Origin of the sequence: Acidiferrobacter thiooxydans, from assembly GCF_003333315.1 — a bacterium.
Taxonomy (GTDB): domain Bacteria; phylum Pseudomonadota; class Gammaproteobacteria; order Acidiferrobacterales; family Acidiferrobacteraceae; genus Acidiferrobacter; species Acidiferrobacter thiooxydans.
Genome location: NZ_PSYR01000001.1, coordinates 465,035 through 487,190 on the forward strand (window position 1 = coordinate 465,035; position 22,156 = coordinate 487,190).

19 protein-coding genes and 1 pseudogene are annotated in these 22,156 nt (G+C 64.5%); 11 read left to right on the top strand and 9 right to left on the bottom strand.

Annotation, left to right across the window (positions count from 1 at the left end):
* Positions 1 to 57 precede the first annotated feature (57 nt).
* The 8 genes from C4900_RS02340 to gshA all read right to left on the bottom strand — a co-directional run bounded on the left by C4900_RS02340 (position 58) and on the right by gshA (position 7,152).
* Positions 58 to 1,344, bottom strand: coding sequence for a dihydroorotase (locus C4900_RS02340; protein ID WP_114282254.1), 1,287 nt, complete (start codon positions 1,342 to 1,344; stop codon positions 58 to 60).
* A complete protein-coding gene (locus C4900_RS02345) occupies positions 1,341 to 2,375 on the bottom strand; it encodes an aspartate carbamoyltransferase catalytic subunit (protein ID WP_411675211.1) in 1,035 nt (344 codons plus the stop codon). Before C4900_RS02345 ends, C4900_RS02340 begins: the two co-directional genes overlap by 4 nt.
* On the bottom strand, positions 2,309 to 2,797 hold the full coding sequence (gene pyrR / locus C4900_RS02350) for a bifunctional pyr operon transcriptional regulator/uracil phosphoribosyltransferase PyrR (protein WP_065971665.1): 489 nt from the start codon (positions 2,795 to 2,797) through the stop codon (positions 2,309 to 2,311). Before pyrR ends, C4900_RS02345 begins: the two co-directional genes overlap by 67 nt.
* Positions 2,798 to 2,813: 16 nt before the next feature.
* Entirely contained in the window at positions 2,814 to 3,269 is a 456-nt protein-coding gene (gene ruvX / locus C4900_RS02355; RefSeq protein ID WP_065971666.1) for a Holliday junction resolvase RuvX, read from the bottom strand.
* A complete protein-coding gene (locus C4900_RS02360) occupies positions 3,266 to 3,829 on the bottom strand; it encodes a YqgE/AlgH family protein (protein ID WP_065971667.1) in 564 nt (187 codons plus the stop codon). Before C4900_RS02360 ends, ruvX begins: the two co-directional genes overlap by 4 nt.
* Positions 3,830 to 4,013: 184 nt before the next feature.
* Positions 4,014 to 4,868: an energy transducer TonB family protein gene (locus tag C4900_RS02365; protein ID WP_065971668.1), complete on the bottom strand. Its 855-nt coding sequence runs from the start codon at positions 4,866 to 4,868 to the stop codon at positions 4,014 to 4,016.
* An 11-nt stretch (positions 4,869 to 4,879) separates the two neighbouring features.
* Entirely contained in the window at positions 4,880 to 5,845 is a 966-nt protein-coding gene (gene gshB, locus C4900_RS02370) for a glutathione synthase (RefSeq protein WP_114282257.1), read from the bottom strand.
* Positions 5,842 to 7,152 carry a glutamate--cysteine ligase gene (gene gshA / locus C4900_RS02375; RefSeq protein WP_114282258.1) on the bottom strand — a complete coding sequence of 437 codons (1,311 nt, stop codon included), beginning with the start codon at positions 7,150 to 7,152 and terminating at the stop codon, positions 5,842 to 5,844. The genes gshB and gshA overlap by 4 nt, the downstream gene beginning before the upstream one ends.
* Positions 7,153 to 7,378: 226 nt before the next feature.
* Here gshA and C4900_RS02380 point away from each other — a divergent pair, with 226 nt between their 5' ends.
* Genes C4900_RS02380 through C4900_RS02410 form a run of 7 tightly spaced genes read left to right on the top strand, consistent with a single transcriptional unit; the run spans position 7,379 to position 17,086 of the window.
* Entirely contained in the window at positions 7,379 to 7,777 is a 399-nt protein-coding gene (locus tag C4900_RS02380) for a response regulator (RefSeq protein ID WP_065971716.1), read from the top strand.
* A 60-nt stretch (positions 7,778 to 7,837) separates the two neighbouring features.
* Complete coding sequence (locus tag C4900_RS02385; RefSeq protein WP_065971671.1) at positions 7,838 to 8,200, top strand: response regulator; 363 nt, start codon at positions 7,838 to 7,840, stop codon at positions 8,198 to 8,200.
* Positions 8,197 to 8,742 carry a chemotaxis protein CheW gene (locus tag C4900_RS02390; protein ID WP_065971672.1) on the top strand — a complete coding sequence of 182 codons (546 nt, stop codon included), beginning with the start codon at positions 8,197 to 8,199 and terminating at the stop codon, positions 8,740 to 8,742. The genes C4900_RS02385 and C4900_RS02390 overlap by 4 nt, the downstream gene beginning before the upstream one ends.
* Positions 8,743 to 8,798: 56 nt before the next feature.
* Complete coding sequence (locus C4900_RS02395; protein ID WP_114282259.1) at positions 8,799 to 10,928, top strand: methyl-accepting chemotaxis protein; 2,130 nt, start codon at positions 8,799 to 8,801, stop codon at positions 10,926 to 10,928.
* A 26-nt stretch (positions 10,929 to 10,954) separates the two neighbouring features.
* Positions 10,955 to 16,159, top strand: a complete 5,205-nt coding sequence (locus tag C4900_RS02400; protein ID WP_114282260.1) for an Hpt domain-containing protein — start codon at positions 10,955 to 10,957, stop codon at positions 16,157 to 16,159.
* Positions 16,156 to 16,611, top strand: coding sequence for a hypothetical protein (locus C4900_RS02405; protein WP_065971674.1), 456 nt, complete (start codon positions 16,156 to 16,158; stop codon positions 16,609 to 16,611). The genes C4900_RS02400 and C4900_RS02405 overlap by 4 nt, the downstream gene beginning before the upstream one ends.
* A complete protein-coding gene (locus C4900_RS02410) occupies positions 16,595 to 17,086 on the top strand; it encodes a chemotaxis protein CheW (protein WP_065971675.1) in 492 nt (163 codons plus the stop codon). Before C4900_RS02405 ends, C4900_RS02410 begins: the two co-directional genes overlap by 17 nt.
* Before the next feature lie 8 nt (positions 17,087 to 17,094).
* Here C4900_RS02410 and C4900_RS02415 read toward each other — a convergent pair whose 3' ends face one another.
* Positions 17,095 to 17,301, bottom strand: a complete 207-nt coding sequence (locus C4900_RS02415; protein WP_114282261.1) for a substrate-binding domain-containing protein — start codon at positions 17,299 to 17,301, stop codon at positions 17,095 to 17,097.
* A gap of 195 nt (positions 17,302 to 17,496) precedes the next feature.
* Between C4900_RS02415 and C4900_RS02420 the strand changes: the two genes are divergently transcribed.
* The 4 genes and pseudogenes from C4900_RS02420 (at position 17,497) to tkt (ending at position 22,133) form a co-directional block, all read left to right on the top strand.
* Positions 17,497 to 18,051 carry a thioredoxin family protein gene (locus C4900_RS02420; RefSeq protein ID WP_065971677.1) on the top strand — a complete coding sequence of 185 codons (555 nt, stop codon included), beginning with the start codon at positions 17,497 to 17,499 and terminating at the stop codon, positions 18,049 to 18,051.
* Positions 18,052 to 18,055: 4 nt separating this feature from the next.
* Positions 18,056 to 18,886, top strand: a complete 831-nt coding sequence (locus tag C4900_RS02425) for an inositol monophosphatase family protein (protein WP_065971678.1) — start codon at positions 18,056 to 18,058, stop codon at positions 18,884 to 18,886.
* Positions 18,887 to 19,136: 250 nt separating this feature from the next.
* A pseudogene (locus tag C4900_RS17100) lies at positions 19,137 to 20,059 on the top strand (phosphoribulokinase).
* 28 nt (positions 20,060 to 20,087) lie between these two features.
* The gene (tkt, locus tag C4900_RS02435) at positions 20,088 to 22,133 is read left to right on the top strand and encodes a transketolase (protein ID WP_065971680.1); all 2,046 of its coding nucleotides are present in this window, start codon (positions 20,088 to 20,090) and stop codon (positions 22,131 to 22,133) included.
* The last annotated feature ends 23 nt before the right edge of the window (positions 22,134 to 22,156 follow it).

The window sequence follows — 22,156 nt, forward strand, 5'->3', positions numbered from 1 at the left end:
TGTGAGGCCGGGGAGCAGTCACGGCGAGCATTGCCCTGAAGGTCGGGCCGTGCGCCGCTATCGGGGCGCGGGCCGCTCGTAGACGATGCGTCCTTCGTGGATGGTGGCTATGACCTGACCGCGCAGGGAGGTCCCGTAGAACGGACTATTGCCTCCCCGGGTGCGAACCGAGGAGGGGGTCGGCGTCCAGACGGCCTCGGGGTCGTAGAGGCAAATGTCGGCGCACTCGCCGACGCCCAGCGTCCCACCCGGGATTCCCAGAAGCGCCGCCGGACGATGGGTCACCGCCGCCAGGGCGTCCTTGAGGGTCAGGATGTTTAATTCCACGAGACGCAGGGTGAGTGGCAGCAGCGTCTCGAGCCCCGCGATCCCGGGTTCGGCATCACTGAAGGGCCGTTCCTTGGCATCAGCTTCATGCGGCTGATGATCGGAGCACAACGCATCGATTGCGCCCGCTGCCAGCGCCGCGCGCAGCGCCTCGCGGTCGGCCATGGTGCGTGCCGGTGGACGGAGGCGATAGTTGGTGTCGAAGATGCCGACATCGTCTTCCGTCATATACAGCTGATGGATGGGCGTATCGGCGGTGATCGCAAGTCCCCGTCTCTTGCCTTCGGCAATCAAGGCCGCGCCGCGCGCAGACGAGATCCCGCAAAAGTGCGCGCGTACCCCGACTTCCTCGATGAGCATAAGGGCGCGCGCGATCTCGATGGTCTCGGCGCTCTCCGGGATCCCCGCAAGCCCCAGACGGGTCGCTATCCGACCCTCGTGCATGACACCTGGCGCCGACAGCCACGGGTCTTCAGGCGTCAGGAACACGAGTAACCCGATACCGGCAGCGTACTCCAGGGCGTGACGCAAGACGGCGCTGTCCTTGATGGGCACGAGGGCGTTGCCGACCCCCACGCAGCCGGCCTGACGCAAGGCATGCATGTCCGCGAGATGCGTCCCGTTCAGTGCCCGCGTCAAGGCACCGATCGGCCGTACCCGCGCACCTGCGCAGGATCGGGCCCGGTCGACCAGCCATTGTGCGGCGACCGCGGTGTCGATGACCGGGTCGGTGTCCGGCGGACAGCAGAGTTGCGTGATGCCGCCGGCCAACGCCGCGTGCGTCTCGGTCTGCACCGTCCCCTTGTGTTCGAGCCCGGGCTCGCGCAGCCGGGCGCGCAGATCGACGAGGCCCGGGCACACCACGAGCCCTCGGGCGTCTATCGTGCGTTCGGGCAGGAACCCCGAAGGCGCCTCCCCAAGGCCTGCGATCACGCCGTCTTGCACAAACAGCGAGGTGGTGGCATCGACGTCGTGCGCAGGATCGAGTATGCGACCGCCGATTATGGCGATATTCATGAGGCGCGACCCTCTCCGGCGGAGGCCCCGGCAAGACGCGCCAGGATGGCCATGCGTACCGCGATCCCATTGGTGACCTGCGGCAGGATCACGGATTGCGGGCCGTCGGCCACGTCCGAGGCAATTTCCAGGCCGCGGTTCATGGGTCCGGGATGCATGACGATGGCGTCCTTGTCGGCAAGCGCCAGGCGCTCGCGAGTCAGGCCATAGAGGTCGAAATATTCGCGGGCACTCGGGATCAAGGCCCCGCTCATGCGCTCGAATTGGAGTCGCAGCATGATGATCACGTCCGCGCCCGACAGACCTGTCGCCATGTCGGTGTGGGCGCGGACTCCCAAGGTCCCGACCGCGGCCGGCAACAGCGAACGCGGACCCACGACGCGCACCTCCTTGGTGCCGAGCGCCGTCAGCGCGTGGATCTGCGAGCGTGCCACCCGCGAGTGCAGGACATCGCCCACGATGGCCACGGTCAGCCGCCGGAAGTCCCCCTTGTAGCGGCGGATGGTGAACATGTCGAGCAGGCCTTGGGTAGGGTGGGCGTGGCGTCCGTCGCCGGCGTTGACGACATGCACATGATGGGGCACCGAACGGGCAATGAGGTCGGCGGCCCCGCTCAGCGGGTGGCGGATCACGAACAGGTCGGTGTGCATGGCCTCGAGATTGCGCACGGTATCAAGCAGGCTCTCGCCCTTTTGCGTGGCGGATACGCTGGTATTGATATTGATGATGTCGGCGGACAGGCGTTTGCCGGCGATCTCGAAGGTGGTGCGCGTGCGCGTGCTGGCCTCGAAAAACAGGTTGACGATGGTCTTACCGCGCAACAGCGGCACCTTCTTGATCTCGCGTTCGCCGACGCTGATGAATGATTCGGCCGTGTCCAGGATCTCGCCGATGGCGTCGCCGCTCAGGTCCTCGGTGGTGAGGAAGTGTCGGGCGCGGTGGGCACTGCCAGGCTGTGCCGACATCATTCGCGCTTCTCCATGATGCGGATCCCCAGGGGATCGGGTCCTGTCAGTTTGATGTGTTGCCACGGTCTCAGGGATATCGTCGCCCCGGCGATGTCGGGCTGCACCGGGAGCTCGCGCCCATCGCGCACGATCAGGACCGCGAGCGCAATGGACGCCGGACGCGCGAAGTCGAATATCTCGTTCATGGCCGCCCTTATGGTGCGCCCGGTATGCAGCACGTCATCGATCAGGATGATGTGGCGTCCATCAAGCGGAACCGGGAGGTGCGAGGTCTTGACCTGGGGGTGTATGCCGACCCGGCTGAAGTCGTCACGATAAAACGAGATATCGAGGGTCCCGAGCGGCTCATCGAGGCCCAGGCCCTCATGGACGCGCTCGGCGACCCATACCCCGCCGGTGTGGATGCCGATCAGGAGCGGTTTGCGTTCGCTGAAGGCCCGTGCGCCGTCGATTACGCGTGAGAGCGCCAGTTCCACGTCGATCACGGATGCCCCATCCCCTTTATCCTGCTTTGCCTTGTTCCTGCCAGCGCGTGCGCTGCTGCGGCTCATCAAAGAACGCCTGAAGGATCGCCACCGCCGCCAGGGTATCGAGCATGGCCTTGCGCCGGGTCTTGCGTGCCCCGGTATCTCTGACATGCTCGCGCACCGCAACCGTGGTCAGCCGTTCGTCGACCCAGTATACCGGGAGATGATAGCGGCCGTCCAAGCGCCTCCCGAAACGCAGACTCAAGGCTGTCATGGCGTTATCGGTGCCATCCATATTGCGTGGCAGGCCGACGACCAATCCCTGCGGTTGCCAAAGTTGCACGAGCCGGGAGATGGCATCCCAGTCCGGTCCGCTCTTTAATCCGGCGACGCATCCGGCGCCCTCGGCACGAGCGCTCGCCAGGCGTCCGACGGCAACCCCTATGCTCTTTGTCCCGTAATCAAACCCCAGATAGGTCTGCGTGTTCACGCGTGGCCTGCGTCCCCGCACAGTTGCGCCATGTCGACGCCGAGCAGGTGGGCGGCGGCCGACCAACGCGTCTCGGAGGGTGTCTGAAAGAGGATCTCGGAGCTTGCCGGTACGCTCAGCCACGCGTTATCGGCGATCTCTTGCTCCAGTTGCCCGGGGCCCCATCCGGCATAGCCCAATGCCAGCAGAAAGTGCGCCGGACCCTCGTGATGGGCGATCGCTGTCAGGACATCGCGCGAGGTCGATACGCCCAGCGTATCGCTCACCGCCAAGGTCGATTCGTAGGCCCCCAGAGGTTCATGGAGGACGAAGCCGCGGTTGTTCTGGATGGGGCCGCCCAGATATACCGGCTGTCCGGCCACGCGCGGATCGGGGTTGGCGATGTCGAGCTGCTGAAAGACATCGCCCAGGGTCAAGTCGACGGGGCGGTTGATGATGATGCCCATGGCCCCTTCCGCGCTATGTTCGCAGACCAGGGTCACGGTGCGAAAGAAGTTGGGATCGCCAAGCCCCGGCATGGCGATGAGAAATTGATTGGCGAGCGGTGTGGTCATATTCATGGGGCCCTCACAGCGAAGTGGTGGATGTGTGGCCTCGCGCCGCCGACGCCCCTTGAGCGCCGCTTACCCGAACAGGATGGTTGGCGGCCTGCCCTTTCGCCGATGTCCTCTCGCCGGGACGCGCAGTTTTAAAGGTCACCCTAGTATCCGGCATGCCTGCGGGTCTTTCAAGGGAAGTCCGGGTTTACGGGGTGGCGTTTGTCGAGGGTGCGGTCCCAGTCATATGCCCCCCCTGAAATCGCCATGTCTCAATGATCGGCAGGATTCGAAGCCCGGGCCCGCGCACGGCCGGAAGGGGCGCGAACGGGGCGGCGCTGCGCACCATGGCGATGGCCGCGTGGTCGAGCGCCGGATGGGATGAGCGGCGCAGGATCTTCACGCTTTGCAGGCCGCCATTTTTGAGAATCTTGACCTCAAGCACGAGCGCCCCGGTCAGGTCATGCCCGGCGAACATGCGCCGATACTGCCGGCTCCCGATACGCTCCATGCGCCGAACCCATCGCATGATATAGGCCGCATAGGCAAAGCGGCGCGTGGAGACGCCGCCACGGCCACGGCCCGTAGCCCGCGCGACACGCCAGTCACGGCGGATTTCGGCCTTGAGGCGCGCCTCCTCGCCGGCCAATTGGCGGGCGATGCCGAGTTGCTCGGCGATCGCGGCGTGCAATTGCCAGACGGGCTTGGCAAAGGTGAGGCGCAATGGACCCTGGCGGGTATGCAGCAGCCGGAGGTGATCGACCGGCGACTGGCGCGCGCGCTGTCGCCGCTGCGGTTGCGGCGTGCCGCCATCGCGGGCGGCGGCGATGAACGGCGTGTGGGCCGCGCGCTTCTTGTGTACGCCGCCTCCGCCGCGCATGTCGACCTGCGCGAGCCGTCGCGCATGGCGCGGCTTGCTAGCACTTGCCGCCTGGACGAGCGTCACATCGAGGGCATGCCCCCGTGATCCGTGAGGCATGTCGAAGCGCACGCCCAGGATCAACACGAGGTGCAAAAGCCCGGCAAGAAAGAGCGCGATGCCGAGGCGGTCGGCGGGTTTCATGCGGACCGGTGTCATGGCCTGCCGGCGGTCTTGGTCATTTTGCGCTCCAGGACATCAAAAAGGTCGCTGGCGATGTTCAGGTGAAAGAGCCGGTCGAGTTCGCGCAGGCCGGTGGGGCTTGTGACGTTGATTTCGGTCAGGGATTCCCCTATAACGTCGAGCCCTACGAACAGGAGGCCTCGCGCGCGCAACGCTGGGCCCACGCGCTCACAGATGCGCCGGTCCGAGGGGCTAAGCGGCTGGCCGACCCCGGTGCCTCCGGCGGCGAGATTACCGCGCGTCTCGCCAGGCGCGGGCACGCGCGCCAGGGCAAACGGAACCGGTTCCCCGTCGATCATGAGGATGCGCTTATCGCCGTCGGCAATGGCCGGCAGGAAGCGTTGCGCCATGGTAAGGCGCTGCTCGTTGCCGGTCATGGTCTCGAAGATGACGTTGACATTCGCGTCGCCTGTCGCCACGCGGAACACCGAGCTGCCGCCCATGCCGTCCAGCGGTTTGACAACGATGTCCCCGTGTTCTTGCAGGAAGGCGTGCAAGGCATCCTTGCGACTGGTCACGAGCGTGGGGGGCATGCACTCGGGAAACCAGGTGGCGAACAATTTCTCGTTGGCATCACGTAGGCTCGCCGGATCATTGACCACCAGCGCCCCGGCGGCCTGCGCGTGCTCGAGCAGATAGGTCGCATAGATGTAGTCCATGTTAAAAGGCGGGTCCTTGCGCATCAATATGACGTCGGCGTCCGCCAGCGCGAGTTCGCGCGTCTCGCCGAGTTCACACCAGTCCTTGTCCGAATTGCGCACCACCAGGCTGCGCACCCGCGCCACCGGACGATTGGCGGCCAGCGCGAGGTCGCGCGCCTCGAGGAAGTCCATGCGGTAGCCGCGCCGGCTGGCCTCGCGCAGCAGTCCCACGGTCGTATCCTTGTAGGCCTTGATGTGATCGACCGGATCCATCACCACCACTAGGTGTCGCGTCATTTTGTGTCCCCCGGCGCCTCCTGGAGTTCGCGCGCGGCGGCCAGCAGCGCGAGGCGCGCGACCACGCCATAGGCGTAAAAGCGGTTGGGCCCCGAGTCCGGGGCCAATGTCCCGTCGGGGTTCGTGCAGCATTCGGCAAAGGCCAGCGACTGGAACTGCATGCCGGGCGCGTTCAGGTTTTCATCGATGCCGCGCGCCTCGTGGAGGCGATAAAAGCCGCCCACTACGAAACGGTCCACCATATAGACCACCGGTTCGGCCACGGCCTGCTCGGGCCCGATGGTCTCGAACGTGTAGACGCCTTCTTGTACCATCACCTCCTGGACTGTCTGGCCCTCCTTGATCACCGCCATTTTATTGCGTTGCCGGCGATTGAGCTGGCGCACCTCGTCGGCGTGACGCACGGTCATGATGCCCATGCCGTAGGTCCCGGCATCGGCCTTGACGATTACGAAGGGTTCCTGGGTGATGCCGTAGTCCTGGTACTTCTCACCGACCAGGCGCAACACCTCCTCGACGTTGTGAGCGAGACAGTCTTCGCCCTCGCGTTTTTGAAAATCGATGCGCCCGCAACGGCGGAAGATCGGGTCTATGAGCCAGGGGTCTATGTCGTTTAGGGCCCCAAACTCGATGGCGAGCTCCCGGTATTGAGTAAAATGGTCGGATTTGAGGCGATTCCACCAGCCAAGCGACAGCGGCGGCATGACCGGCTGGGCGAGGCCTTGCAGGATCGCCGGCGGGCCCGAGGACAGGTCGTTGTTTAAAAGTACAAGACAGGGGTTGAAGTCCGGGACACCGACGCGGTCCCCATGACGCGTGACCGGCGCCACGTGGATCGCGCGCCCGTTCGCCAGGGTCACGCGCGGTGGCACCGTGTTGTCCGCCAGCAGCGATCCGACGCGAACCTCGTAGCCGGCGCGCTCCAGGAGCATGACGAGCGCGCCGATGTTTTCCCAATAGAAGGTATTGCGGGTATGGTTCTCCGGTATCAGCAAGACGCGCGCCGCGCGCGGACACAGGCGTTCGACGGCCGCCTGCAAGGCCTGCACGCACAGCGGGTGGAAGGCCGGATTGAGGTTGTTGAATCCGGCCGGGAACAGGTTAGTATCCACCGGGGCGAGCTTGAAGCCGGCATTGCGCAAGTCGACCGATGTGTAGAAGGGGACTGGCGTTGTCAGCCATCTCTCATGAAACCACTGCTCGATCCGCGTTTCGCGTTCCAAAAACCGCTCCTCAAGGGCCAATAAAGGGCCGGTCAGGGCGGTTGTGAGGTGGGGGACGGGCTGATGTATGGGCTCACAGCTCATGAGCGAACCTCGCAACGGGAAAGAAGGCGAATAGTGACACCATGCGTCAACGAAAGGAAAGGCGCGGGCGGGACTTTCCTGGGACCGGGGGCCGGCCGCACGATGCCGGCCGCGTCCCGGGCGGCCGGCGGCCTAGAAATTTTTATCCACCCGTTAAATGGATTTCGTGACCAGCGTATGCTAGTAAATCAGGAGGGTGCGGAAAGACACGCAGGAGCGGCCCAAAATGGCCGTCCGAAACGTAGCGGCGAGGATTCCCGTGAGTATCAAGGTTATGATAATCGATGACAGCAATACGATACGACGAACGGCGGAGGCCCTTTTAAAGAAGGCGGGCTACGACGTCTACACGGCGGGGGACGGGTTCGAGGCCATGTCGGTCATTACCGACCGTCGGCCGGACATCATCTTCGTGGACATCATGATGCCCCGGCTAGACGGCTATCAGACCTGTCTTTTGATAAAAAACAATAAAGACTTCAAGCATATACCGGTCATCATGCTTTCCAGTAAGGACGGCTTGTTCGACAAGGCGCGCGGACGTATCGCCGGATCCGAGGAGCATGTGAACAAACCCTTCACCCAGGAAGAGCTGGTGGAGGTCATTGCCCGGCATGTGCACTAACCGTCCGTGGTCGCAACGTCCTGCGATTGGGCACCTTAGATAGAGAGGAGAGAAGCAAGAATGGCGATTAAGAGTATTTTGGTGGTGGACGATTCGCCAACCGAACTGCACCTCCTGCAGGAGATGCTTGGGCGTAACGGGTTTACGATCTCGACGGCGAGAAGCGGCGAGGAAAGCCTGGAGAAGCTAAAGACCATGCGTCCGGACTTGATCCTCATGGACGTGGTGATGCCCGGCATGAGCGGGTTCGAGGCCACGCGGACGATATCGAAGAGCCCGGCCACCGCCGGCATCCCGATCATTATTTGCACGACCAAGGGGCAGGAGACCGACAAGGCCTGGGGCCTGCGCCAGGGCGCAAAGGATTACATCGTGAAGCCGGTAGTGGAAAGCGTGCTGCTCGACAAGATCCGGGCGCTGTGAGCGATATCGCCCAGGATAGCGCGTTCGCGCTCCTCCTGCGGATGCAGGCCGAGGCGCGGGCGCAGGCCCCGGGTCTGCCGGAACAGACACAGGCCGCACCCTTGTGGAGCGGCCTCGGATTCCGGCTGGCGGGCCTATCGCTGCTCGTGTCGCTCGACCAGATCGCCGAGGTGCTGGTGCGGCCGGAGGTCACGCGTGTCCCGGGTACGAAGCGGTGGGTGAAGGGCGTTGCCAACGTGCGCGGCTCGCTCCTGACCATCATCGATCTGGCGGAATACTTCGGCAAGGCGCCGGTACCCATGGACGACAAGGCGCGCCTGCTCGTAATGCATGTGGGCGATTTTAGTACGGCACTCGTGGTCAACGAGGTCTTGGGATTAAAGCATTTCGATGCCGAGCGGGATCGGCGCGACATCGCGGGGCTCGATAACGCCGTTCTTATGCATGTGCAGACCGCATATGCCCAGGACGATACGTTATGGGGCGTCTTTGATCTGCGTTCGCTTACGGAAAGCCTCACTTTCAAGCACGTGGCGGCCTAAGGCCGGCACGACAAGCAATCGGGCGCATATAAGAACGTTAACGAGGAACATCGATTATGGTGGCGAGACTATCCAAAAAGAAGGGGGTCGTTTTGGATCAGCCGACCGAAGAGCTGGCGTCCTTGGGCAGCGGGCAAGGCGAACGGTTCGTCGAGGTGCAGCCGGCACCCAAAAAACGCGCCAAGGCCGAGCGCGGCAAGAAGGGATCACGCGTCGGCCGCAGCATGACCGGCATCTCAGTGCTGCTTCTGTTGATGGTCATGTCGCTCGTCGGGGTCGCGATTTTGTTCGGTTCGGAGGCCCAGCAGGCCAATCGCGACTCGAAGTATATCGAGCAGTCCGACCAGTTGCTCATGTTGTCGCAGCGTATCGCGAAGGATGCGGCGGCGACGATGCTCGGCGAGGAAAGCGCGTTTAGTGACCTCAAGCGCGCGCGTCTCGACTACCAGAACATCATCGACAGTCTGAAGGACGGTAACGTAAGCCTCGGCATACCGCCCAGCCCGATGATAGTTCGGCCGGCGCTCATGGCGCTCAATACCACCTGGCTCGGCGTGCGCCATCATGTCGATCAGATCATAAAAGAGGAAGAGCCGTCGCTCATGATGCACGACTATGTGGCGACGGTGAACCAGACCGCGCCCATGTTGCTCGCCTTGTGGGATGAGATCGTGACGCGCGGCATGCGGGCCCATATGCCGCCTCATCTGATCTATCTTGCGGCGCGTCAAGGCATGCTGAGCCAGCGTATCACGATGGAGGTGAATCTGTTCGCCGAAGGCGGCAGCGCGGCGGCCGTGGCGGCCGCGGAATTCGGTGAGGATACGAAGCTCTTCAAGCAGACCCAGACGCAATTGGGACCGGAGCTTCCGGCGGTCACGCACGCCAAGTTCGAGCGCGCCGTGCGTACCTTCTCGGCCATGGACGACAGCGTGCAAGGCATTCTGGCCGATGCCGCTCCGTTGTTCGTCGCGCAGCGCGCGGGTGCCAAGATCTTCCATAGCAGCAACAAGCTGCTCGCGCAAAGCCGCGCCCTCGTTGCGGGCTATATGGCGCTTTCGCATAAGCGCCGGTTCGAGAAGTACGCCGGTTACGCCCTGGCGGGGTTATCGCTCGTGTTCCTTTTGTTGCTCGGGCGCAAACTTGTCGGCGACGAGCGGATGCGGGCGCGCCAGAGCGCCAACCAGAACCGCGAGACGCAAGACGCGATCCTGAAGCTGCTCGATGAGATGGGCGACCTCGCCGACGGTGACCTGACCATCCAGCCGCAGGTGACGGAGCAGATCACGGGCGCCATCGCCGACTCCATCAACTACGCCGTAAAGGAGATGCGTAACGTCGTGTACCGCATCAATACCACGGCGCAAGAGGTGGCGAGCGCCTCGAACCGCAGCCGCCGGACTGCGGCGGAGCTGAATGACGCCGCCACGCGCCAGGCCGCGCAGATCCTGGCGACCACCGAGCGCATCCGTACGATGGCAAAGTCCATGGACGATATGTCGCAGAGCGCGGGACGATCCGCAGAGGTGGCGCAGGGTTCGGTGTTGACCGCCAAACGCGGCGCCGAGGCCGTGCAGAACACGATCAAGGGCATGGATGAGATGCGCGAGCAGATCCAGGAAACTGCCAAGCGCATCAAGCGTCTCGGCGAGAGCTCGCAGCAGATCGGGGAAATCGTGGAGCTCATCAACGACATTGCCGAACAGACCAATATCCTGTCGCTGAACGCCGCCATTCAGGCGGCCATGGCCGGAGACGCGGGGCGCGGCTTCGCGGTGGTCGCAGATGAAGTGCAAAGGCTTGCGGAGCGCTCGGGGGCGGCAACCAAGCAGATCGCGGATCTCGTGAAGACCATTCAGGCCGATACCAACGAGGCTGTAAGTTCCATGGAGAAGGCCACGAACGGCGTGGTCGAGGGTACGCGCCTTGCGGATGCCGCGGGCCAGGCGCTCGGCCAGATCGAATCGGTGTCAGAGCAACTGTCGGGACTTATCGTGCGTATCGCCAAGGACGCGCGCGCGCAGTCCGAGGCGGCGACAACCGTCTCGACCAGCATGACCGAGATCCAGGAGGCGACGGCGACCACATCGGCAGGGACTCAACAGACCGCCGAATCGATTGCCAAACTCTCCGATCTCGTGGGCGAACTGCAGGCATCGGTTGCGGGCTTCAAGCTGCCGGCTTGAGGGCTGGCGTGCCGGCCGGGGGTAAGATGGTCACCGAAAGCAGTATCGATCTCGGGACGCTGGGATGGGTCAAAGACGAGATAGATGAGACCCTAAAGCAGGCGCGGCTTGCGCTCGAGGCCTTCGTGGAGCACCGCTCCGACGAGGCCAAGCTCAGGCTGTGCGCGAGCTACCTCCATCAGGTGAGCGGCACCCTGAAGATGGTCGAGGTCGATGCCCTGGCAGACCTCGTGGGCGAGGCCGAGGCCTCGGTGCAGGCCCTGCTCGCCACGACCGAGCCACCTCGCGAGGAGGTCCTGGAGCCGCTGGTACGTGCGCTGTTGCTGTTCCCGGATATCCTCGACCGGGTTCAAACCCGCGGTCTGGGCGACGGTCTTGCCCTGCTTGGGCTCGCCAACGAGTTGCGTGCTGGCCGGGGCGCCGAGCCGTTGCCCCCCCAGGCCTTCTTCCGGGTGGATCTTACGCCGCGGCCGCCAGGGGCGGCGGCCGCCGATGACGCGGGCTTCGTCGAGGCCTTTCGTCAACAGCGATCGCTGTTTCAAGCGGCGCTGTTGAAGTGGCTGAAGGGTGTCGCCGATGAGGAAAGCCGGCGCAGCCTGCCGGACCTCGTGCGCGGCTGGCGCGCATACGTCGCGTTCGCGCCCCTCGCCCAGTGTCTGTGGGTGGCCGAGGCATTTCTGCGGCTTTTGATCGATGCACCCGATCCGCGCGTCGAGGACAAGAAACTGATCTCGCGCCTCGACCAACTTCTCAAGCGTTTTGCCGACGGCCAGGATCGGGGCGGCAGCCGTAGCGCCTGCGAGCGATTGACGCGCGACATGCTATTTGTGCTGCGCGAGGGTGTATCGTCCGATCCCGTAATCACGGCCGTCCGTGAGGCCTTCGGTCTCGCGGGGCCGGCCCCTGATGAGTCCACCGAGGTCTCCATGGCCGCGCTGCGGTCGATTGCGAGCGCGCTGAGTCAGGAGATCGCGCAGGCGCAGTCGTTGCTGTCGCGCTGCTTCGATCCGCACGAAACGACAGACGATGCCAATGGCCAGCTGGTGCTGCTGCTCGACAAGATGGCCAAGACCTTCGCGACCCTCGAGGTCGCACCGCTGGGTGGACTGGCCGCGGCGATCGCTGAGGCCTGCCGGGCGCTGGCCGACGGGCGTCTCCAAAAGTCCGGGGCCGTGGCCATGGCCCTGGCCCAGGGGCTTTTGCAGATCGAGAGCGCGGCGCGCGAGATCCCTTATGGGGCCTCCGGTTGGCGGCTGGGGATCGACGAACAGACGCGGGTGTTGGTGAATCTCGCATCGCTGCCGGACACGAGCGGCATGGAGGTCTCCGAGGGGCCCCTGTCGGCGCAGGACAGGCGCCAGCTGGTGGGGGCGGTGTCCACCGAGATCCGTGCCAATCTCGCGCGTATCGAGGAGGCCTTCCTGGCATTTGTCGCCTCTCCGCGGGATCGCGAGGGATTGGCGGAGGTGCCGACCCTGGCGGCGCAGGTCGAGGCGGCCTTCCAGGTGCTCGAGGAGGAGCCCGCCTCTGATCTGGCGCGTGCCCTCCATGGGGCCCTGAACCGTCTGGCGCAGGGCCATTTGGCCCCCGGCGGGGCGTTTGCCGAGGCCCTGGCCGCCGCGGTCGCCGGTCTCGAGGCGCATGTCAACGGACTGGAGCGCGGCCGTCCCTTGCGTCCCGCGGAGCTTACCGACCTGGCGCGACCCTTGAACGAGATCGTGCGCGAAGAGCCCGCCCGTGAGGCCGTGCCGCCTCAGGCGCCGGCGGTGGCGGGCCCACAGCTCGCCATAGATCCTGAGATCCTGCCGGTATTTCTCGAGGACGCGCATCAGGCAGTAGCGCAGCTCGATGAGGCGTTGTCGGCGTGGCGTGCCGACTTGTCCGATGAAAACGCCGTGACCGTCGCGCGCCGCGCGTTTCATACCCTGAAGGGTAGCGGACGCATGGTGGAGGCCGGTGAGATTGCCGAGCTCTCCTATGATGCCGAGACGCTCTTGAACAAGATCCGCGCCCGCGAACAGGCCGTCAGCCCTGCCGCGCTCACCTGGGTGGCGCGCGCCCATGAGGTGGTACGGGATTGGGTGGCGGCCGTGGAGCAGGGCCAAGGACTCCCGGAGATGGCGGTCGTTCGCGATGCCCTCCAGGCCTTGGCGGCGGGGCGCGAGCCATCCCCGGCAACGCCCGTGCCGGACACGGCCGCGGGCCCCATCACTCTGCTGGCCGAGGGCGATGGCGTCGTGGTGCTGTCCGGCGAGGGCGCGGCCTGCGGCGACGAGATCCTGGTCCCGGGCGACGAGGGATTGGATGGCGTCGCACACACCGCCTCGCCGCCCCACGCGTCACCGCTTTTTGCCGATCCCTTGCTGCGCGATATCTTCGTCGCCGAGACGCGCGACCACCTGCGCGTGTTGGCGGCCGTGCTCGCCGATGGCCCTCAACATCCGGTGTCAGCCGATCTATTGCGCGCCGTGCATACGATGCAGGGAAGCGCCCGTTCCGTGGCGCTCCTGGCTATGGCCGACTCATGCGCCGGTCTGGAGCGTTGCCTTCAGGCCCGCGAGATCGATCAAAAACCGCTCGGGACCGAGGCTGCCGACCTCTTGGGGTGCCTAGCGGTCGCCATCGAGGGCGTGCTCGCCGCCCTGGGCGACAACGGCGATCCGGACGCGCCGCTTGCGGCCCTTGCGGAACGTCTGGACGCGCTCACGCGGGAGGGGCTGCCGCACCCCGGGCTCACCTGGTGGCAAAAGAATCTGGCGTTGCAGGAGGGGGTGCGCGAGGCTGTACCCGGGGAGTCCGATGGACAGGGCGTACCCGAGGGCGCGGTGGTAAGCGCCCTACCCGGGGAACGCTCGGGGAGTCCGATCGAGGCCCTTCAGTCCGCCGACCCGGTGGTATTTCCCGGAGCGGATGCGCCGTACGAGGCGATCGACCCCGAGCTGCGCGCCATTTTTCGCGACGAGGCGCGCGATCTTCTGGACAGCCTGGAGGCGGCCCTTGGCCAGTGGCGGGAATACCGGGACCGCGACGACCTGCTCGATGCGCTAAAGCGGGTCCTGCACACCTTGAAGGGCGGCGCACGCATGTGCGGGGCCGCGCGCATGGGCGATGTGGCGCATGCAACAGAAGACCTCCTGCGCCGAGTCGAGGACGGCGAACAGCCACGCGACGAGCGGCTGTTTGCCTTGTTGGATGCCGCTGCCGAACATCTGGGTGGGCTCTATAACGCCTTCGTGTCGGGCCGCGATGTCCTGGGCGAGAACATCACGCGGGCCTTGATGGCGAGCTTGTCGGCGGACAATCCGCCCGATGGGGGGTTTGTCGCGCCGCCTCCGGTTCCCGTACCGGCAGCGGCGCCAGCCGCCACCATCGTGGCGTCGCCGGCGCTAAACGACCCCGCCGAGGATCTCTTCAAGGCCGAGGCGGCCAGTCAGGTGCGCGTGCATACGGCGCTTCTCGACCGGTTGGTAGCCTATGCCGGAGAGGTCAGTATCGCGCGGGCCCGCATGGAGCAGCAGATCTTCAGCTTGAAAGGGCATCTGGCGGAGCTAAACGGCAACGTCAAGCGTTTCCGGGACCAGGTCCGTGAACTCGAGATCCAGGCCGAGTCCCAGATCGTGTCGCGCGCGCGCATCGACGAGGGCAATGTCGCCCCGGATTTCGATCCCCTGGAGTTCGATCGCTACTCGCGACTCCAGCATCTGTCGCGAGGTCTGACCGAGAACCTGCACGATTTGATCACCGTGCACGGCACGCTCGATGCCGTGGCAAGTCAGGCGGAGGCCGTCCTTCAGCAGCAGGCGCGTGTGAATACCGAGCTTCAAGAGGGGCTCATGCGTACGCGCATGGTGCGATTCGCCACCCAGGCCCACAGGTTACGGCAGATCGTCCGGCAGACGGCGCGCGAGCTCAATAAACGCGCCGAGCTTGTCCTGGCCGCTGCCGATGTCGAGCTCGACCGCCACCTGTTGGAACGTATGATCGGCCCGTTCGAACACATGATCCGCAATGCCATCGACCACGGGTTGGAGCCCGCCGCGGAACGGGAGCGTCTCGGAAAGCGCCCAGTGGGCACTATTACCATACAGGCCGTACAGGAGAGCGGGGAGATCGTGATCCGGGTGTCGGATGATGGCGCCGGGCTCAATGTCGAGCGCATACGCGCCAAGGCCATCGAGCGCAAGCTCGTGCCGACGGCGGCACTGGTCAGCGATGAGCAGGTCATGCAGTTCATCCTGCTGCCCGGTTTCTCGACCGCCGCTAGGATCACCCATCTGTCGGGTCGTGGCGTCGGCATGGATGTCGTGCATAGCGAGGTCAAGAAGTTGGGAGGCGCGATCAGCGTCGACACCCAGGCTGGCCGGGGAACGACCTTCGTCATCCGGTTGCCGCTCACGCTGTCGATCACCCAGGCGCTGATGGTGGGGTGCGGCGATCAGATGTTTGCGATCCCGCTTGCTGCGATCGTCAATATCGTGGAGGCGCCGGCCGGGGCGATCATGGAGGCGCTGGCCGGCGACCACCCGAATCTGCGCTACGGGGGCCGCGACTACCCGTTCATGGATCTCGGGGCGCGCCTCGGTATCCCTCGCGGAGGTGTCTGGCCGCGCAAGTTGCCGGTGCTGCTGCTGCGGCTTGATACGCGGGAGGTCGCAGTCGGGGTGGATAGCCTGTTTGGGACGCGCGAGATTGTGGTCAAGTCCCTCGGCCCGCAACTAGGCGAGATCCGCGGGCTTTTCGGGGCGACCATCATGGGAGATGGGCGCGTACTGCTGATTCTCGACATCCCGGCACTATGGAACGAAGCCGAGGGCCTGCGTGTCAACACGATCGCCGCCGAGGCACCGGCCGTGGAACGACCGTATGTCCTGGTCGTCGATGATTCCCTGACCGTGCGCAAGGTCACGACCCGCTTCCTGCAAAAGCAGGGTTATGATGCCGCGACCGCGAAGGATGGCATCGAGGCCCTGGAACAGCTGCGCGATCGTATCCCGGATGTCATGCTCGTGGATATCGAGATGCCGCGTATGGACGGCTACGAGCTCACAGCGCGGGTGCGCGCCGACACGCGTCTGCGCCATGTCCCGATCGTCATGATCACGTCGCGCTCGGGTCGCAAGCACCGTGAACATGCCATGGCGCTCGGCGTCGACGTCTATCTTGGGAAGCCGTACCAGGAGGAGGATCTGCGCCAGGAGATCGAGGGATTGTTGCGACGGGGCCATTCATGACCGACCTGCGCCATTACCTGCAGTTGCGGTTTGCCGGGCAGGTCTTTCTCATGCCCAACCTCCCGGACATCCTTGTTGAGCCGCGCGAGAATATGCAGGTCGAGCGCACCGGGCGGGCCGCGGCGCAGCGTACCGTCCAAGGCGTATCGTGGCTTGCCTATGCCCTGGGGCCGGATTGGGCGCCGCTCCCTGAAAGCGGCTGGACGCGGGCGGTGTTCCTTGGGGTCGGCACGGCGCGGCCGGTCGGCCTCCTGGTGGATGATCTGCATCTCTTGCCGGCCGGCGATTTGCGTATCGCGCCGTTCACGCCGCTCGGGCCGGCACCGGTTCCCGGGCAGCATCTCTTCCCAGGGGCGGCGGTGGGCCGGAACGACCTGACTCTGGTGTTGGCGACCGACGCCGTGGCTTCTTATCTGCGCGCCTTGGAGGGTGACCATGGCCTTGGCCAGTGATCGTGTCCATGCCCTGTTGTTACCCGTTTGCGACCGTTACCTGTTGGTGCCAAGCGCGCTGGTCGCGGAGGTTGGGGTGGTGGAGAGGTTGACGCCGCTCCCCTTGAGTCCGTCGTGGGTGCTGGGCGTGATGAGCTGGCGTTCACGACCCATTGCAGTGTGTGACCTGGGCCGTTTCTGGGGGCCGCCCGCCACCATCGGGCCCAAGTCGCGGGTCGCGGTCTTTTATCCGCTCCCGGGCCGCGCGCCCACGGAATTTTTCGCGATCCTGACCAATGCCGAGCCCCAGTCGCGGACGATAGAGGCGCCCTCCGTGCTGCTCACCGATGAGGACGCCGTGCATCCCTATCTTGCGGTGTCGCTCGATATCGACGGCAAGCGCGCCGGCATCCCGGATCTGGCCGGACTGAAGGAGCTTTTCTATGATCCCGTCGCGGCCGAGGCCCCGCTCAGTGTCGCCCCGGTAATCGCCTAAGCCGTCAATCAGTAGCCCCAATAGATCTTCAGGAGACGGTCCTGCCCGCGGTATTGGCGCGCATGCGCGATCACGAAGCGCGGCAGGCCGAGCGCCTGAAACAGGCTTGCCGGCGCCCCAAGGAGCGCGTGCTGCAGCCGTGCGTATTGGGCGGCCGATAGGCCCGGGGCCGCGGACAGCGCAATGTTAGGGATCGGCGGGGTGGTGGTCACCACCGACAGATCGGCCCCTGCGCCATTTTGCGGGCGACGAGCGGTGTCGGGATCATGGCCGCGGCCACGCGCCGTCCATCGTACCCGACCCCCCGGACGACCACCCTGCGACTTATGTCCTACCGTTGAGTATAGACAGCAGTCGATCAAGGTGTGCCATAATGCAGCCCCCACGGCATGCCAGTTTGACGAGGCGCTATGGTCAGTACAGAAACCCCGGTGTGCGACTTCGGGCGGCCCGCCCCCGATTTCGTCCTCCCGGCCACCGACGGCCGCATCCTCAGTCTCGCCGATGTACGCGGTGAACGCGGTCTGCTCGTGATGTTTATCTGCAATCATTGTCCTTATGTGAAGGCGATCCGGGATCGTCTCATCCGTGACGCCGCGGCCTTGCGCGCGGAAGGTATCGGAAGCTGCGCCATCATGTCCAACGATCCGACGGATTATCCGGAGGATTCGTTTGCCAACATGCAGCGTATCGCGGAGGAGTACCACTTCCCGTTCCCCTACCTGTACGACGAGACGCAGGAGGTGGCGCGCCGCTTCGGGGCGGTGTGCACGCCGGATTTCTTCGGTTATGGGGCCGACCTTACGCTTCAATACCGGGGTCGGCTCGATGCGAGTCGCAAGGAGGCGGTAGCCGGCGCGCGTCGCGAGCTCTTCGAGGCCATGGTCCAGGTGGCACGTACCGGTCACGGGCCGCGTGAGCAGATCCCGAGCATCGGCTGCTCCATTAAATGGAAGGAGGCATGAACCTTTGAGCGTCGACCAGGGCCTCGATCTTCGCACCTATGCCGCGCTCGAGGTCCTGGAGGGTCTCGTTCAAGAGGTCGCGCATCGGGAGATCATGCCGCTTTTTGGCGTGAGCCGGTCGCGGCTGAAGGAAGATGGCAGCCTCGTGACCGCTGCCGATACCGCGGTCCAGGCCTGGCTTGCCGAGGAGCTGCGCATCCGCTGGCCGCAGTTTGCCCTGGTGGGCGAGGAGATGCCGGAGGCCGAACAACGCGCGGCGCTGCAGTCGGCGCATGGTGCATGGTGTCTCGACCCGCTCGACGGGACCACGAATTTCGTGAACCGCCTGCCATTTTTTGCGGTATCGCTCGCCCTGTTGCAAGACGGCGCGCCGACTCTAGGTATGGTTTATGACCCGGTGCGCAAGGAGTGTTTCAAGGCATTGCGTGGCCAAGGCGCCTGGTTGAACGGCGAACGCCTGCACGCGTTGGACTGGTCGCCGGCCTTACGGCGATGTGTGGCGCTGGTGGACTTCAAGCGACTGAAGCCCCGCCTCGCGGGGCGGCTGGGCATCGACCCGCCGTACGGGTCGCAACGTAACTGGGGTTCGTGCGCCCTCGAGTGGTGCTGGCTCGCGGCCGGGCGCGCCCATCTGTCCGTGCATGGGGGCCAGAAATTATGGGATTACGCGGCCGGCAGCCTGATCCTGCAGGAGGCAGGCGGGATCGCCACGACGCTCGAGGGGCGCCCGTTGCCTTACGATGGCCTCGCGCCGTCGTCGACGCTTGTGGCCCGTTCCCTGGATCTGTATGAGGCGTGGCGGACATGGATCAACCATAATGCCGGAAGGCGTTAGCCCCCGACTATTGCCGAACAGGGGCAAGGTGAGGGAAAATACGCGGCTCTTGACCGCGGTTGGGTTCGTTGGACCGGCCCGGGCGGCAAATCGCGTCCCTTTGGTGGGAGATTGGACCGCCAAGGGGATTTTTATTGTTGGTGGGCGGAATGCTCGGGTAGCGCGACTAAAAAGCACATTCATTCATGGGTGGGGCGGGGCGGTAAGGCAGGATCTGTCAAGCCGCCTGGCCTGATCGAGGAGCAGTGAGATGCAAAAGAGACCGATCCTGCTGGGGATCGTCGGTGATTCGGCGGCCGGAAAGACGACTATTACGAGCGGCATTGCAAAGGTTATCGGACAGGACCGGTGCACGATCATCTGCACCGATGATTACCACAAGTATAACCGCGCACAGCGCGCCGAGAAGGGGCTGACGGCCCTGCATCCCGACTGCAACTATATGGACATCATCGAGCAGCACCTGAACCTGCTCAAGGATGGCAAGGCCATCCTGAAGCCGCATTATAACCATGCCACGGGCGATTTCGACCCGCCGTCCTATGTCGAGGCCAAGGACTTCATCATCGTCGAGGGTCTGCTCGGGTTCTCGACCAAGGCCATGCGCGACGCGTATGATGTCAAGCTCTATCTGGCCCCGCCCGAAGATCTTCGCTTTCAGTGGAAGATGCGGCGCGACACTCAAAAGCGCGGGCACACGGCCGAGGCTGTGGCCAAGGAGATGAAGCTGCGCGAGCCGGATTCCGAGGCGTTCATCCGGCCGCAGCGGAAGTGGGCGGACATGGTCATCTGTTTCTGGCCCCCGAGACCGACAAGAAGGAGACGGGAAGCCATCTGAACGCCTCCCTGGTTTTGCGTCCCACCTTGCCCCACCCCGATCTTTCCGATGTCCTGGAGCAGGGCGGTAATGGTATCCACATGGACCTCGACCGCGATATGGGGCTGCCGGTGGATCGGCTCGAGATCGACGGCAACATCTCAGACGAGAAGGCCAAGCGTCTGGAGGACCTGTTGTGGCGTCATATTCCGGGTGAACATCATCATCTGCGGCACGAGAGTATCGGCGACATCACGGGCACGACCGGGGAGAAGCTACGGTCGCACCCGCTCGCGCTGACACAGCTCTTGGTCGCCTACCACCTGCTGAAGGCCGCATCCGGCCATTACCAGTAAGGATTACTGTTCTTTTTGAGGATTAATCATGTCTGTGAAGCCCGAAAGCCGCTCGAAAGCGACGGGTCAGGTCGACCCCCGCCGCCGTGAACTCGCCAATGCCGTGCGCGCGCTCAGCATGGATGCCGTGCAAAAGGCCAATTCCGGCCACCCGGGCGCGCCTATGGGCATGGCGGATATCGCCGAGGTCCTCTGGAACGATTATCTGAAGCACAACCCGGCCAATCCGGCGTGGGCCGATCGTGATCGCTTCGTGTTGTCGAATGGCCACGGGTCCATGTTGCTCTACAGCCTGCTGCACCTTACAGGCTATGCCCTTCCCCTGGAGGAGCTGAAGCGTTTCCGCCAGATGGGGTCCATGACCCCCGGGCATCCGGAGTATGGCTACACGCCGGGCGTCGAGACCACGACCGGCCCCCTCGGTCAGGGGCTCGCCAATGCCGTGGGCATGGCGATCGCCGAGCGTGCGCTCGCGGCCGAGTTCAATAAGCCTGGGCATGAGATCGTCAACCATCACACATACGTATTTATGGGCGATGGATGTCTGATGGAGGGTATCTCCCACGAGGCCTGTTCGCTTGCCGGACATCTGGGCCTTGGCAAGCTGATCGGCTTTTATGATGACAACGGCATCTCCATCGACGGTGAGGTGCACGGCTGGTTTACCGATGATACCCCCAAGCGTTTCGAGGCCTACGGATGGCACGTCGTGCCGCGCGTCGACGGCCATGACGCGCAGGCGGTGAAGGCAGCGATCGAGGCGGCCCGCAAGGTCACCGACAAGCCCTCGCTCATCTGCTGTCAGACGGTGATCGGCTTCGGGTCGCCGAACAAGGAGGGCAAGGAGGAGAGCCACGGGGCGGCCCTTGGCGAGAAGGAGGTCGCGGCCACCCGCGAGCGCTTGGGCTGGAAGTATGGGCCCTTCGAGATCCCGGATGCCATCTATCAGGGGTGGAGTGCCAAGGTCCGCGGTGACAAGGCCGAGGCCGATTGGCGCAAGCGCTTCGACGCCTATCGTGCCGCGCACCCGGAACTCGCCGCGGAATTCCTACGGCGCATGCAAGGCGATCTGCCCAAGGACTTCGGCGCGCATGCGGACGCCTATATCGCCGAAACCAATGCCAAGGCCGCGAGTATCGCCTCGCGCAACGCCTCCCAGAATACTTTGAATGCCCTGGGGCCGAAATTGCCCGAACTCATGGGCGGGTCGGCGGATCTCGCAGGCTCGAATCTCACCCTGTGGGCGGGTTGTCGCGGGGTGTCAGCGGAGAATCCCGGCGGCAACTACATTTATTACGGCGTGCGCGAATTCGGCATGTCGGCCATTATGAACGGCATCGCGCTCCATAAGGGTTTCGTGCCCTATGGCGCCACCTTCCTGATGTTTTCGGAATACGCGCGCAATGCCTTGCGCATGGCCGCGCTCATGAAACAGCGCGTGGTCTTCGTCTACACTCACGATTCCATCGGTCTTGGTGAGGATGGCCCGACGCATCAGCCGATCGAGCAATTGGCCACGTTGCGCATGATCCCGAATATGTCGGTCTGGCGTCCGTCCGATGCCGTCGAGTCGGCGGTGGCCTGGAAGGAGGCCTTGTACCGCGTCGATGGCCCGAGCTGTCTTGTGTTCTCGCGGCAGAAACTCACCCATCAGGCGCGTTCGGCCGAGACCCTAAAGCAGATCACTCGGGGAGGCTATATCCTGGCCGAGGCCCAGGGGGGCGCCCCGGAGGCCCTTATCATCGCCACCGGTTCCGAGGTCGGAATCGCCATGGAGGCCTACAAGAAGCTCACGGAGGCGGGGCGGCGGGTGCGGCTCGTGTCCATGCCCAATACCGGACTGTTCGACGCGCAAGATGAGGCCTACCGCGAATCGGTTTTGCCGAAGGCCGTGACCAGACGGGTTGCGGTCGAGGCCGGTATCACGAGTTTTTGGCGCAAGTATGTGGGGCTTCAAGGCGCGGTCGTGGGTATCGACCGCTTCGGGGAATCCGCGCCGGCGGAGGCACTGTTCGAGCATTTCGGCTTCACCGCGGCGCGTGTCACCGAGACCGTCTTGTCTCTGCTGAAATAATGTGCAAGGCCGGGTGACGGGCG